Below are 12,941 nucleotides of genomic sequence, written 5' to 3'. Positions count from 1 at the left end.
GCCGAACCCCGCCCTCTTGGTGCCTTTGTGCCTTGGTGGTTAAGACAACCTCACGCCGTCGTGTCGCGATGCTTGCCCAGCACCGCCTGCGCCGCCGCCAGGCGGGCGACGGGGACGCGGTAGGGGGAGCACGACACGTAATCCAGCTTCAGCGCCTCGCAGAAGGCGATGGAGGACGGGTCGCCGCCGTGCTCGCCGCAGATGCCGAGCTTGATGCCCGGCCGCGTGCTGCGGCCGCGGTCGGCGGCGATCTGCACCAGTTCGCCGACGCCGTCCTGGTCCAGGCTGGCGAACGGGTCCTTCTCGTAGATGCCCTTCTCGCGGTAGTAGTGCAGGAACGGACCGGCATCGTCGCGCGACATGCCGAGCGTGGTCTGGGTCAGGTCGTTGGTGCCGAAGCTGAAGAAGTGGGCGGTTTCGGCGATCTCGGCGGCGCGCAGGGCGGCGCGCGGCAGTTCGATCATGGTGCCGACCACGTAGTCCAGCGTCTTGCCCTTGGCCGCGAAGACCTCTTCCGCCGCCTTGTCGACGACGGCCTTCATCAGGTCCAGTTCCTTCTTGGTGCCGACCAGCGGGATCATCACCTCCGGCTCGACCGTCTGGCCGCTGGTCTGTGCGACCTCCACCGCCGCCTCGAAGATGGCGCGGGCCTGCATCTCATAGATCTCGGGGAACGACACGCCGAGGCGGCAGCCGCGCCAGCCGAGCATGGGGTTGCTTTCGTGCAGGCGCACGATGGCGGCGCGGATGGTGCCTTCGTCCACCTCCGCCGCCTTGGCGACGTCGGCGATTTCCTCGTCCGACGACGGCAGGAACTCGTGCAGCGGCGGGTCGAGCAGGCGCACCGTCACCGGCAGGCCCTGCATGATGGTGAACAGGTCGACGAAATCCTGCCGCTGGTAGGGCAGCAGGGTGTCCAGCGCCTTGCGGCGGCCGGCCTCGTCGTCGGCCAGGATCATCTGGCGCATGTGAATGATGCGCGCCGGGTCGAAGAACATGTGCTCGGTGCGGCACAGGCCGATGCCTTCGGCGCCGAACTTGCGGGCGGTTTCGGCATCCAGCGGGGTTTCGGCGTTGGCGCGCACGCGCAGGCGGCGGATGCCATCCACCCACTGCATCAGGATGCCGAAGTCGCCGGTCAGTTCCGGCTGGATGGTCGGCACGGCGCTGGCCATGACTTCGCCGGTGGAGCCGTCGAGGGTGACGGTGTCGCCTTCCTTCACCGTGCGGCCGCGGGCGATGAAGGTCTTGGCCTTGTAGTCGACCCGGATTTCACCGGCGCCGGCGACGCAGGGGCGGCCCATGCCGCGGGCCACCACGGCGGCGTGGCTGGTCATGCCGCCGCGGGTGGTGAGGATGCCTTCCGAGCAGTGCATGCCGCCGATGTCTTCCGGCGAGGTCTCGATGCGGACCAGGATCACCTTCTCGCCGCGCTTCACCCACTCCTCGGCGTCGTCGGCGGAGAACACCACCCGGCCGGAGGCGGCGCCGGGGGAGGCCGGCAGGCCCTTGGCCAGCACGTCCTTCTCCGCCTGCGGGTCGAGCATGGGGTGCAGCAGCTGGTCGAGCTGCGCCGGGTCGATGCGGTCCACCGCCTCGGCCTCGGAGATCAGGCCCTCCTGGCACATGTCGACGGCGATCTTCAGCGACGCCTTGGAGGTGCGCTTGCCGGTGCGGGTCTGGAGCATCCACAGCTTGCCGCGCTGGATGGTGAACTCCATGTCCTGCATGTCCTTGTAGTGCGCTTCCAGGCGGTCGCGCACGTCACACAGGCCACGGTACAGCTCCGGCATCACCTCTTCCATGGCCGGCAGGTCGGACCCGTGGATCTGCTTGCCGTGGATGGTCAGGTGCTGCGGTGTGCGGATGCCGGCCACCACGTCCTCGCCCTGGGCATTCACCAGATACTCGCCGTAGAACACGTTCTCGCCGGTCGAGGGGTCGCGGGTGAAGCACACGCCGGTGGCGCAGTCGTTGCCCATGTTGCCGAACACCATGGCCTGGACGTTCACCGCCGTGCCCCATTCGGCCGGGATGTCGTGCAGGCGGCGGTAGGTGATGGCGCGCTGGTTCATCCAGCTGCCGAACACCGCGCCGATGGCGCCCCACAGCTGTTCCTGCGGGTCTTCCGGGAAGGGCCGGCCGAGTTCTTCCTGCACCTTGGCCTTGAAGCGGCCGACCAGTTCCTTCCAGTCGTCGGCGGCAAGGTCGGTGTCGAGGTCGACGCCGCGGTCGTCCTTGAGGTCCTGCAGCAGTTCCTCGAAGTGGTGATGTTCCACCCCCAACACCACGTCGCCGTACATCTGGATGAAGCGGCGGTAGCTGTCGTAGGCGAAGCGCGGGTCGTCGGACTGTTCGATCAGCCCCTGCACCGTCTCGTCATTGAGGCCGAGGTTCAGCACCGTGTCCATCATGCCCGGCATGGAGGCCCGCGCGCCGGAGCGCACGGACACCAGCAGCGGGTTCTTGCGGTCGCCGAAGGTGGCGCCCATCACCTGCTCGATGCGGCGGATGCCCTCGGCCACCTGGTCCTTCAGGTCGATGGGGTAGGTTTCACCGTTGGCGTAATAGTAGGTGCACACCTCGGTGGTGATGGTGAAGCCGGCCGGCACCGGCACGCCGAGCGACGACATCTCCGCCAGGTTGGCGCCCTTGCCGCCGAGGAGGTTCTTCATGTCGGCGCGGCCTTCCGCCGTGCCGTCCCCGAAGGTGTAAACCCACTTCGCCATGGCTGTTTTTCCTACCCTTCGATCTTGCTGAAGTCGGCCACCTCGCCCATCACCGCGACGATGCGGCCGAGCAGGTGGAGACGATTGCGGCGCAGTCCGGCGTCCTCCGCATTCACGGTGACGTCGTCGAAGAACGCATCCACCGGCGCCCGCAGACCCGCCAGCGCCGCCATGGCACCGGCGAAATCCTCCGCCGCCAGGGCGGAGCGGGCGGCCGGCTCCGCCGCATCCAGCGCCGCCGCCAGGGCCTGTTCCTGGGGCAGCACCAGCGCGCCGGAGTCAACCGCGCCGCGATAGGCAACGCCGTCCTTCTTCTCTTCGATGCGCAGGATGTTGGCGGCGCGGCGATAGGCGACCAGCAGGTTGGCGCCGTCCTCCGAGCCGACGAAGGCCGACAGCGCATCGACGCGCGCCAGCAGGCGCACCAGATCATCCTCGCCGCCGAGCGCGAAGACGGCCGTCACCAGATCGTGGCGGACGCCGGCCTCGCGCAGGTGGACCTTCAGGCGGTCGGCGAAGAAGTCGAGCAGCTCCGCCGGCACCGCCGCCTCGCGGGCGCCGGCGACGTGCTTCGCCTCGACGAAGGGTTCCGTCGCGTGGGCGAAGATGGTGCGCAGCGGCAGCCGCAGCCTGTTCTCCAGGATCAGCCGGATGACGCCGAGCGCGGCGCGGCGCAGGGCGAAGGGGTCCTTCGATCCGGTCGGCTTTTCCTCGATGCCGAAGAAGCCGGCCAGGGTGTCGATCTTGTCGGCCAGCGCCACCGCCACCGACACCGGCGCCGTCGGGCAGCGGTCGTTGGGGCCGAGGGGGGAGTAGTGTTCCGCCACCGCATCGGCCACCGCCTGCGGCTCGCCATCGCCGAGGGCGTAGTAGCGGCCCATGATGCCCTGCAGTTCCGGGAACTCGCCCACCATGCCGGTGGACAGGTCGGCCTTGGCCAGATGGGCGGCGCGGTCGACCTGGGCGGCATCGGCGCCCATGTGGGCGGCGATTTCGCCGGCGAGCCGGCGGATGCGGCTCACCTTGTCCCAGTCGGTGCCGAGCTGGGCGTGGAACACGCGCTCCTTCAGCTTGTCGACGCGGCTTTCCAGCCGCGCTTTCCGGTCCTGGTCCCAGAAGAACTTGGCGTCGGACAGGCGGGCGCGCAGCACGCGCTCGTTGCCCGCCACGATGGCCTGACCGCCGTCTTCCGCCACCATGTTGGCGACGACGACGAAGCGCGGCGCCAGGCTGCCGTCGGGGTTCAGCACCGAGAAGTACTTCTGGTGGCTGCGCATGGAGGTGGTGAGCACTTCCTGCGGCACGCCCATGAACTGTTCGTCGATGCGGCCCATGAGCACCACCGGCCATTCCACCAGCCCGGTGACTTCGCGCAGCAGGCCCTCGTCTTCCTTCAGCATCAGGCCCTCGGCCTCGCACAGGCGCTGGGCCTCGGTCAGGATGACGCGGGCGCGTTCGGCCGGGTCGAGCATGACGTAGGCGGCGCGCAGCTTCTCGCGGTAGCCGTCGAAGTCGCCGACCGTGAACGGCTCCGGCGCCAGGAAGCGGTGGCCCACCGTTTCCGCCCCGGCGCGCACGCCGGCGTAATCCACGTCCACCTCGCGGCCGTTGAGCAGCGCCACGATGCGGTGCAGCGGCCGCACCCAGCGGGTCGGGTTGGTGCCCCAGCGCATGGACTTGGGCCACGGCAGGTCGGCCAGGGCCTGTTCCACCACGTCCTTCAGCACCTCGACCGTCTCGCTGCCGGGCCGTTCGACCACCGCGAACCACACCTTGCCCTTGGGGGTGTCGCGCTGCTCGCACTGGTCGAGCGTCAGGCCGGTGGAGCGCAGGAAGCCGTCGACGGCGGCGGCGGGCGCATCGACCTTGGGGCCCTTGCGCTCCTCCTTCACGTCGGGCTGGCTGAGCGGCAGGCCTTCCATCACCACCACCAGGCGGCGGGGGGTGACGAAGGCGCGCGGCCGTTCCGGCGTGATGCCCTGCTTTTCCAGGCCGGTGACGATGAGGGTCTTCAGATCCTCGGCCGCCTTGGCCTGCATGCGGGCGGGGATTTCTTCCGAGAAGACTTCGAGCAGGAATTCGGTCATGGCCTCAGCCCTCCGCCACGGCGTGGCCGCGGGACTTGAGCCAGCCCTCGCAGCAGGCCTTGGCGAGCGCCCGCACCCGGCCGATGTAGGCGGCGCGTTCGGTGACCGAGATCACCCCGCGCGCATCCAGCAGGTTGAAGCGGTGCGAGGCCTTGATGCACTGGTCATAGGCCGGCAGCGCCAGGCCGGCGGCCAGCAGCTTCTGGCACTCCGTCTCGGCGTCGGTGAAGTGCTTGAACAGCATGTCGGTGTCGGCGTGCTCGAAGTTGTGGGCGGAATATTCCACTTCCGCCTGATGGAAGACGTCGCCGTACTTCACGCCGGCGCCGTTGAAGTCGAGGTCATAGACGTTCTCGACCCCCTGGATGTACATGGCGAGGCGTTCCAGGCCATAGGTGAGTTCCACCGCCACCGGGTCGCATTCGATGCCGCCGACCTGCTGGAAGTAGGTGAACTGCGTCACCTCCATGCCGTCGCACCACACTTCCCAGCCAAGGCCCCAGGCGCCGAGCGTCGGGCTTTCCCAGTCGTCCTCGACGAAGCGGATGTCGTGCTTGTCCGGGTCGATGCCAAGCGCCCGCAGCGAGTCGAGGTACAGCTCCTGCGCATCGGCCGGCGACGGCTTCATGATGACCTGGAACTGGTAGTAGTGCTGCAGCCGGTTGGGGTTCTCGCCATAGCGCCCGTCGGTGGGGCGGCGGGAGGGCTGCACATAGGCGGCGCTCCACGGCTCCGGCCCCAGCGCCCGCAGGGTGGTGGCCGGATGGAACGTGCCGGCGCCGACCTCCATGTCATAGGGCTGAAGGATGACGCACCCCTTGTCCGCCCAGAACTGCTGGAGGGTCAGGATGAGCTGCTGAAAACTGCGGCTGGACGCGCCGGAAACGGCCATGGACTCGGTCTCTCCCAAGCCTGGGTCTGAAAGGAGGCTTGAAGCTACCGGGGGCGGGGGTGGGAATCAAGCGGGGGGTGGGGTGGGTGGGGGACAGAACCCCCGCCTGCAGTACCCTCTATTGCATGTCCGCAAGTCCTGGACCAGTACAGCGGCAGGTTCCTCAGGAGTTCTTATTCGGTCGGAACCCGCCGACCGGTTCCCCCGGTGGTACGCCATATGCTTCATGCGCGGAAGGCATTCGCGGGCAAGCCGTCTGTCGGCTGCGAAGGACGCCCACGAGCCCCGGCAGGCTTGATAACCACGAGAAAAATGTGCTTAGTGACGGCGTCCACTCGCATGATTGAGAGCGCTGATCCATGGGGAACAGGGTGTCGACAGGGGGCGGTCTTCGGTGGAGCACGTTGGCGGCTTTGGGGGCGGCCGCAGCAGTCTGGGCAACTTGTCCGGCGGCAACCGCCGTCGCCGCGCCGGAAGCAACGGCTCCCGTCGCCATGGTCGAGGAAGCCGAGCCGTCCATCGGCGTTGCCGAATTCGACTACCTGTTCCCTGCGCAGACCCTGACGGTCGGCGGTAGCCGCCTCGTCCTCAGCTACCTTTCAAACTGTCGGCGGGAAACAATCGACGGCGGCTCGGTCACCATCGGCCTGACGGAAAGCGTTGTTGTCGGCGGCAGTATCGCGATTGAAGTGCCGCCCTGCGGGATGGCCCAGCCGGTCATCATGGCCGATGCCCGCGCCGCCGGAGCGGCCGTCAAGCGCCACGAGGGGCGCCGCGTGGTGGCTCCTGCCAGCCAGATCACCCGGACTGCACGACCTGCCTTCCAGTGGGATGGCGGCGACATGCGCGTGGCCATCTATGACGTCAGCGGTCTTGAACCCCTCCTCCTGTGGAGCGCCGCCGCCGTCGACAGCGGCCTCACCTATCCGGCGAAGGCGCCGGCGCTGGTGCCAGGCCGGTTCTACAGTGTCCGTATAGCCGGGCCTGGGGGAATCCGCAGCGCCGACTTCAACATCGATCCGACGCTCGATCCCGGTCATGGCACCACCATCGTCACTCTGCCCTGACGCAGGGCGACCAGTCTTGCGAGGGGCGCGGGCACAGCTGGCGGTGGCACTCGCCGTCGCGGTCATCGCAGCCGTTCCGGCCGGCCTTCCCGCCGCCGACTGGATCCACCGCCTCGGCATCGACCTGATGCTGCCGCTTGCGCGCCTGGTTCCCGATGGCCGCCCGGCGGTCGCGGCGCCCATTTACGTCGTCGCCATTACGGAAGGCGCCTATGGCGCGCCGGCACTGGCCGGTGCCCCGCAAGTCGCCTGGACGCCACATCTCGCCAAGGTTCTCTCCGCGCTGGACGGGGCCGGAGCGCGGGTGGTGGGTCTCGACCTGGTCTACCCCACGACGCTCGACCAGCCGGGCCTGGTGCCGGGCTACGACCGTCCCCTGCTGCATGCCTTGCGCGCCTTGGCGGGGCGCGGCGCTCTCGTTATGGGCATGGTGCGCCTGTCGTCGCGGTCGATCGAACCGGAGCGCCGCCAGCAGATGGCCGCCGGCGGCGGAGGCAATATCCGGCCGCTCAACCTGCTGATGGACGAAGACGAAGTCGTCCGCCGCTACCCCGCTGCCTTCGACAGCACCGACGGGACCATGATCCCGTCGTTCGGCGCCGAACTGGCCGCCCGCGCCGGCGCGGCTGTGCCGTCCGCCGCCTTCGTCCTCGACTTCCGGCCGCCGCCGGGCGCCCTCCGGACCGTCTCCTTCGCCGCCCTCCATGCCTGCGCCGAGGCTGGGGACGCGGCGGCGTTCGAACGGTTCCGCAATACGGTCGTGCTCGTGGGAACGGAACTGGACGTCGAGGATCGCTTCGTCGCAGCCAACCGCCTTGCCGTCGCGCCGTCGCGGGTGGAGGGCTGCGACGGCGCGCCAGCGGCCGGCGAGCCGGAGGCCATCGTCTCCCGGCGCAGCATCTCCGGCGTTCACGTTCACGCCGCTGCCGTGCAGACGCTGCTGGCGGCAAGCGCGCCCGCCGTGCTGGCCGGGCCGGCAGCGGCCGTCGCCGTGGGCCTGTGGGCGTTCACTGCCGCCCTCGTGTTCTTCCGCCTGCGACCTGCCAGGGGACTGGCCGGCCTCGGCGCCGGAACCGGCGCGCTGGCGGCAGGCGGCATCGGCCTGTTCGTCGCCGAAGGGATCGTCCTTCCGGCGATCACCATGACCGTGGCGGCGCTTGGTGCCTTCGCACTGATCTATGCCTTCCGCTTCGTCACCGAAGACCGCGTGCGGCGGCGCATCAGCCACGCCTTCAAACACTATCTGGCGCCGGCACTGGTCGACCGCTTGGCCGAAGGGGGCGATGCGCTCCGCCTCGGCGGCGACCGGCGGCGGGTGACCCTGTTCTTCTCCGACATCGCCGGCTTCACCGCGCTCAGCGAGCACCTCGCCGACGACCCCGAGCGGCTGGTGGAGGTCATCAACGGCTATCTCGCCTGCATGACCGAGGTAATTCAGAATCACGGCGGCTACGTCGACAAGTACATCGGCGACGCCATCATGGCGGTCTGGGGCGCCCCCCTGCCGGACCCGGCGGCGGAGGAGAACGCGGTACGCTGCGCCCTCGCCTGTCTGGCCGCTTTGGACCGCTTCAACGAAGACTTCGTCGTCGCCCGCCACGGACTGCCGCCGATCGGCACCCGCATCGGCATCAATTCGGGCGACGCCGTCGTCGGCAACATGGGCGGCGCGACACGGCTGAACTATACCGTCATCGGCGACGCCGTGAACCTCGCCGCCCGGCTGGAGGGGGCCAACAAGACGTTCGGCAGCAGGTTGATGATCGGTGAGGAGACGGCCGCCCGCCTGCCGCAAGACATTGTCCTGCGCCGGCTTGACCGCTTGGTGGTCAAAGGCAAGACGCGTCCGGTTGCGGTCCTCGAACCGTTCGGCGAAGCGAAGAGCCTGCCGGCCGGACGTCTCGCTCTCGCCGATGCCTTCCATGCCGCCCTCGAACTCTACGAGGCCCGTCAATTTGACCAGGCGCTCGCCCGGTTCGAGGTGCTGGCGGGAGGCGACCCGGCGGCCGCCGTCTACGTGGAACGCTGCCGCCGCTTCATCGCCCATCCGCCCGCCGCCGACTGGGACGGCACCTTCACAATGACCAGCAAGTGAGGCACCCCATGCCGTTCTCCCCCTCCCTGTCGCGCCGAAGCCTGATTGGCGGGGCCGCAGGTTTCGCCGCCACCGCTTGTCTTCCCGGCGGTCTGGCCACGGCGGCTGAGCAGCTGCTGATGGAGAAGGTGATTGGCAACGTCGGAAACCTTTTCGGTGGCGTGACCCTCGGGGAGGAACACGAGCGGTTGATGGCGACGCAGTGGTTCGCGCCTATCATGGAGCGCCACGGCGGGATGTATCCCAGCGCCGCAGCGCAGCGGTCGCTGCAGGCTTTCGCAGCGCCCTTGTACGCGGCCTCAAAACGGACCTTCCTGTGGGAGATCGCGGTACTTTCGTCGAACGAAGTGCTTGCCCTCGCCATTCCCGCCGGCAAGATCCTGGTCACGCGCGGGCTCATGAGCTACGTGGACAGCGAAGAGGAACTGGCGTCAATCATCGCGCACGAAATGGGCCACGCGGAACTGAGCCACCACCTCGCCGAGATCCGCAGCCGCATGGCCCAGGATGCGATCCTGTCGACAGTGGTCGATGTCCTGAACCACCAGAAGGGCGCCGACGCCCGCACGGCCGGTCAGGTGATCGACGCGCTCAAGGCACCCCTCCTTGACATTATGGAAGGCGGCTATTCCCGCGAGAACGAGCTGGCCGCCGACGCCTTCATTCCCGGAGCGTTCCGTGCGGCGGGGCTTGATCCCGCCACCTCGTCGCTGGCGTGGCACCGGCTGCTGCGGCTCTATCCACCCGACGCCGGCGCATCATCTCTCTTCGCCAGTCACCCGCAGATGGTGGAGCGCATCGACGCCCTTGAAGCCGCCGCAGGCCCGTCCACCGGCCAACGCGGCTTTGCGGGGTCCGAGGCGTTCCGCCAGCTCAAGTCCATCTTCCCGACCCGCCCGGTGTGAGGTCTCCAGACTATGCGCACGCTCTTTCGTACCGTCGCTACCCTGTCGCTGGTGCTGTTGGCGGCGGCCTGCGCCAGCCTCGGCGGGCCCGGGCCAGAGTCCATCGCCGCCGCCGAGAAGGCCTGGTTCGAAGGCACGCCCGAGGAATTCGCTGCGCGCCTCTCGGAGGCCCGCAAGTATAGCCCGGTGGACGGGCGCACTTTGCTGCTCACCGCCCTGAACTATCACAGGCGTGGCAACCACGACGTGGCGCGGCAATACTATGAGGCCATCATCCTCCGTCGACCGGCGACGCTGACCACGATCGGCAGCGACCGGGAACGGAGCGTGGTGGCAGCAGCCTACGACAACCTGAGCCGTCTCAACGCGGGCGAGCCGCCGCTCCACGGCGTCGCGCCGACCGGCAGGCCGGTCGCGGTAAGGGCCGCTTCGCCCGTTACCAGCGGTACAATGCCCGTCGCCGCGAGCACCTCCGACGGGCACGGCACGGAGGCATCGGCTGGCCCAGCTGCAGCGGCATTGGCGGCTGAACCGGAGGGTTCAGTCACCCCTGTCCGGTCTGAGGGGGTGGAAGATTATGGCCTCCACATCGCTTCGCTGCGCGACCCGGCTCTGGCTGAGCGCACCTGGAATGACCTGTCCCGCCGGGTTCGGGGGCTCGCGGCGCTCGATCATCGGGCAGAGGTGGTGGACCTGCCTGCCAAAGGGCGATTCCACCGCCTGATCGCCGGCCCCACAACGCGCGAGGACGCCGATAGGATCTGTCGGGCGATGCAGGAGATGCGCCTCTACTGCGTGACCACGCGCTTTTAGGCTTGAGACTCATAACCGGCAGGCGAAGAAGGGGGCAAACTCGACGGCGGCGAGGAGGTTGACGGCGAAAGGATCGACTTTCGTAACGCCGCTGCGGGAGACTTTTGGCCGGCCGCCTGCAGAGCAACATCGCCGTATCGCTCCGGCAGCCGCCTTTTTCGTTGTGCCGGGTGCCGGTGCCCCGCGCGCGACCCGCCCCGCGATCCCCGCTCAGCCCGGCCGGATGCTGTAAGCCTCGTACAGCAGTTCCAGTTTCGACGTCCAGGTGTCCAGGTCCGTGGGGGCGTGCTGGATCTGCATGGCGCGGCGGGCGAAGTCCTCGACGATGCGCTTGTCGCCCATGGGGCCGAAGACGTTCAGATAGGTGCCCGCCCCCAGGTAGGTCTTGGCGTGCTCCAGGAAGCGGGCCAGCTTGCCGGTCGGCAGGTGGGCCAGCATCACCCGCACCGTGTCCGGCCCCAGTTCCGACAGATAGGGCGCCAGGGCGGCGATCTGGCGGTCGTTGGACTCGCCCAGCACCTCCACCATCTCTTCCTGCGCGAAGACCTCCCAGAAGTTCTTCACGCCCACCTCCGGCCGCTTGTACAGCAGGCCCTTCAGGCGGTCGAACTGGCGCTTGCCGGCCTTGGCGACGCCCTTGGCGGCCAGGGGATTGGCGGCCATCATCTCCGTGTGCAGGCCGGCGGTGATGGAGGCGGCCTGGGCGTGGCCCTTCTCGCCGACGCTGATCAGGCGCTCGAAATGCTCCGGCGTGCGCAGCTCCAGCAGGCCGTCGCCCAGGGTCAGCACCAGCGGCATGGGCAGGCGGGCGTAGTAGGGGATGAGCGGGATCTGCCAGTCCTGACCGATGAGCGGCGCCAGCGTCTTGTACTGGCGGCTGACCACCTGCTCGGTCTTCACCTCCGGCTCGGTCTCCCACAGCGACACCAGCAGCCCGGCGATCTTGGACAGCAGGCCGTCGTTGCGGGCGGCGGCGGCCGAGCGCGGCACGGCGGCGTCCTTGGTCATGTGGCGGCGGGCGGCGGAGCGGATGGTCATGGAGATGATCTCGTCCACCGAAAAGCCGCAGGGGTGGACGGGGGTGCTGTTGTCCACCACCGGGGCGCCGGCGGCATCCACCAGCAGGTCGGCGAACTCCGCCCGGCGCTTGCGGAACAGGGCGACATAGGCGCCCAGAAGCTCCACGTTGCCCAGCACCCGGTCGTAATCGACGGCGGCGGGCATGCCGGCCAGGGTGTTCAGGCGTCCGACCACCGGGCCGCTCAGGGTCTCTACGGCCAGTCGCTTGCTAGTCATGGCGGGTTTTGCGGCGTTTGTTGAGCGCGCCAGTATTGCGCCCTTTTCCGCCGCCGGGCAAGCGGCAGCCTCGGCCGGTTCAGGCCCCGGCGAAGGCCAGCCGGAGCCCCAGGGCGACGAAGGCGGCGGCGAAGGTGCGGTTCAGCCACCGCATCACCCGCGGGCGGCCGAGCACATGGCGCCGCATCCAGGCGGCGGCGGCCCCGTAGGCGGCGAAGACGACGAAGGTCAGGGCCATGAACACGCCGCCCAGCACTGCCAGCCGCTGGAGCGGCGCCGGGTCGGCCGGCGAGATGAACTGCGGCAGGAAGGCCAGGAAGAAGATCGACAGCTTGGGATTGAGCAGGTTCAGAAGCACGGCGGAGAGGATCAGCCGCGGTGCCGGCAGCGGCGGCGCCTCGGCCGCCTCCACCGTCAGCCCGCCGCCCTGGCGCAGGATCGCCCACGCCATGTAGAGCAGATAGGCCACCCCCAGCACCTGCAGGGCATGGAAGGCCGCCGGGCTGGTCTGCAGCACCGCCGCCAGTCCGAGGCCGGCCGCCGCCATGTGCGGCACGATGCCGAGGGTGCAGCCGAAGGCGGCGATCACGCTGGGGGCGGCGCCGCGCGACAGGCCGGTGGCGACGGTGTAAAGCGCCCCGGTGCCCGGCGAGGCAATGATGACGAGGCAGGTGAGCAGATAATCGGCGTCCATGACGGGTCTCCCGGTGATGGTGTGGAGCCCGAGGGGTAGCCGGCGGCGGCCGTGGCGGTCTTGAACGTTCTTGCAGTTCTGCCGGGCGGGTTCAGGCGCGTTGGTGCCGGGCGGCGGCCAGGGCGCCGGGCGATAGGCCGTAGGCGCGGGTGAACAGGCGGGTCATGTGGCTCTGGTCGGCGAAGCCGCTGGCGGCGGCGACCTCGGCCAGCGGCAGGCCGGCGGCGATGAGGCGGCGGGCGAGGGCGAGGCGCTTCTGCACCAGATAGGCATGGGGCGGTAGGCCGGTCGCCCGCACGAAGCCGCGCACCAGCTGGAACCGGCTGAGGCCGGCGAGCGCCGCCACCTCGGCCAGCGAAACCG

10 protein-coding genes are annotated in these 12,941 nt (G+C 69.1%); 4 read left to right on the top strand and 6 right to left on the bottom strand.

All coding sequences use genetic code 11. The features are described 5' to 3' along the window. Window positions 1-50 precede the first annotated feature (50 nt). The 3 genes from ppdK to ABD056_RS18665 are packed head-to-tail and all read right to left on the bottom strand — an operon-like array spanning window position 51 to window position 5,708. Window positions 51-2,729, bottom strand: a complete 2,679-nt coding sequence (gene ppdK / locus ABD056_RS18675; protein ID WP_343869170.1) for a pyruvate, phosphate dikinase — start codon at window positions 2,727-2,729, stop codon at window positions 51-53. An 11-nt stretch (window positions 2,730-2,740) separates the two neighbouring features. Next, a complete protein-coding gene (gene glyS, locus ABD056_RS18670; protein ID WP_343869167.1) occupies window positions 2,741-4,816 on the bottom strand; it encodes a glycine--tRNA ligase subunit beta in 2,076 nt (691 codons plus the stop codon). Between the two features lie 4 nt (window positions 4,817-4,820). Further along, complete coding sequence (locus tag ABD056_RS18665; protein ID WP_343869164.1) at window positions 4,821-5,708, bottom strand: glycine--tRNA ligase subunit alpha; 888 nt, start codon at window positions 5,706-5,708, stop codon at window positions 4,821-4,823. 494 nt (window positions 5,709-6,202) lie between these two features. Here ABD056_RS18665 and ABD056_RS18660 point away from each other — a divergent pair, with 494 nt between their 5' ends. The 4 genes from ABD056_RS18660 to ABD056_RS18645 are packed head-to-tail and all read left to right on the top strand — an operon-like array spanning window position 6,203 to window position 10,588. After that, window positions 6,203-6,775, top strand: coding sequence for a hypothetical protein (locus ABD056_RS18660; protein WP_343869161.1), 573 nt, complete (start codon window positions 6,203-6,205; stop codon window positions 6,773-6,775). A gap of 43 nt (window positions 6,776-6,818) precedes the next feature. Continuing rightward, entirely contained in the window at window positions 6,819-8,870 is a 2,052-nt protein-coding gene (locus tag ABD056_RS18655; protein WP_343869159.1) for an adenylate/guanylate cyclase domain-containing protein, read from the top strand. A gap of 8 nt (window positions 8,871-8,878) precedes the next feature. Continuing rightward, entirely contained in the window at window positions 8,879-9,775 is an 897-nt protein-coding gene (locus ABD056_RS18650; RefSeq protein WP_343869158.1) for a M48 family metalloprotease, read from the top strand. Window positions 9,776-9,787: 12 nt separating this feature from the next. Next, on the top strand, window positions 9,788-10,588 hold the full coding sequence (locus tag ABD056_RS18645) for an SPOR domain-containing protein (protein WP_343869156.1): 801 nt from the start codon (window positions 9,788-9,790) through the stop codon (window positions 10,586-10,588). 210 nt (window positions 10,589-10,798) lie between these two features. On the opposite strand, the gene ABD056_RS18640 is transcribed toward ABD056_RS18645, so the two are convergent. The 3 genes from ABD056_RS18640 to ABD056_RS18630 form a co-directional block, all read right to left on the bottom strand. After that, window positions 10,799-11,884, bottom strand: coding sequence for a hypothetical protein (locus ABD056_RS18640; RefSeq protein ID WP_343869154.1), 1,086 nt, complete (start codon window positions 11,882-11,884; stop codon window positions 10,799-10,801). Between the two features lie 79 nt (window positions 11,885-11,963). Then, a complete protein-coding gene (locus tag ABD056_RS18635) occupies window positions 11,964-12,578 on the bottom strand; it encodes a LysE family translocator (RefSeq protein WP_343869152.1) in 615 nt (204 codons plus the stop codon). A 91-nt stretch (window positions 12,579-12,669) separates the two neighbouring features. Further along, on the bottom strand, window positions 12,670-12,941 hold a 272-nt coding region (locus tag ABD056_RS18630), incomplete at its 5' end, for a helix-turn-helix transcriptional regulator (protein ID WP_343869150.1).

Origin of the sequence: Caenispirillum bisanense, assembly GCF_039523075.1 — a bacterium.
GTDB classification, from domain to species: Bacteria; Pseudomonadota; Alphaproteobacteria; order Rhodospirillales; family Rhodospirillaceae; genus Caenispirillum; species Caenispirillum bisanense.
Note: the sequence above shows the minus strand (reverse complement) of the source record. Positions and strands in the feature narration are given on the sequence as shown.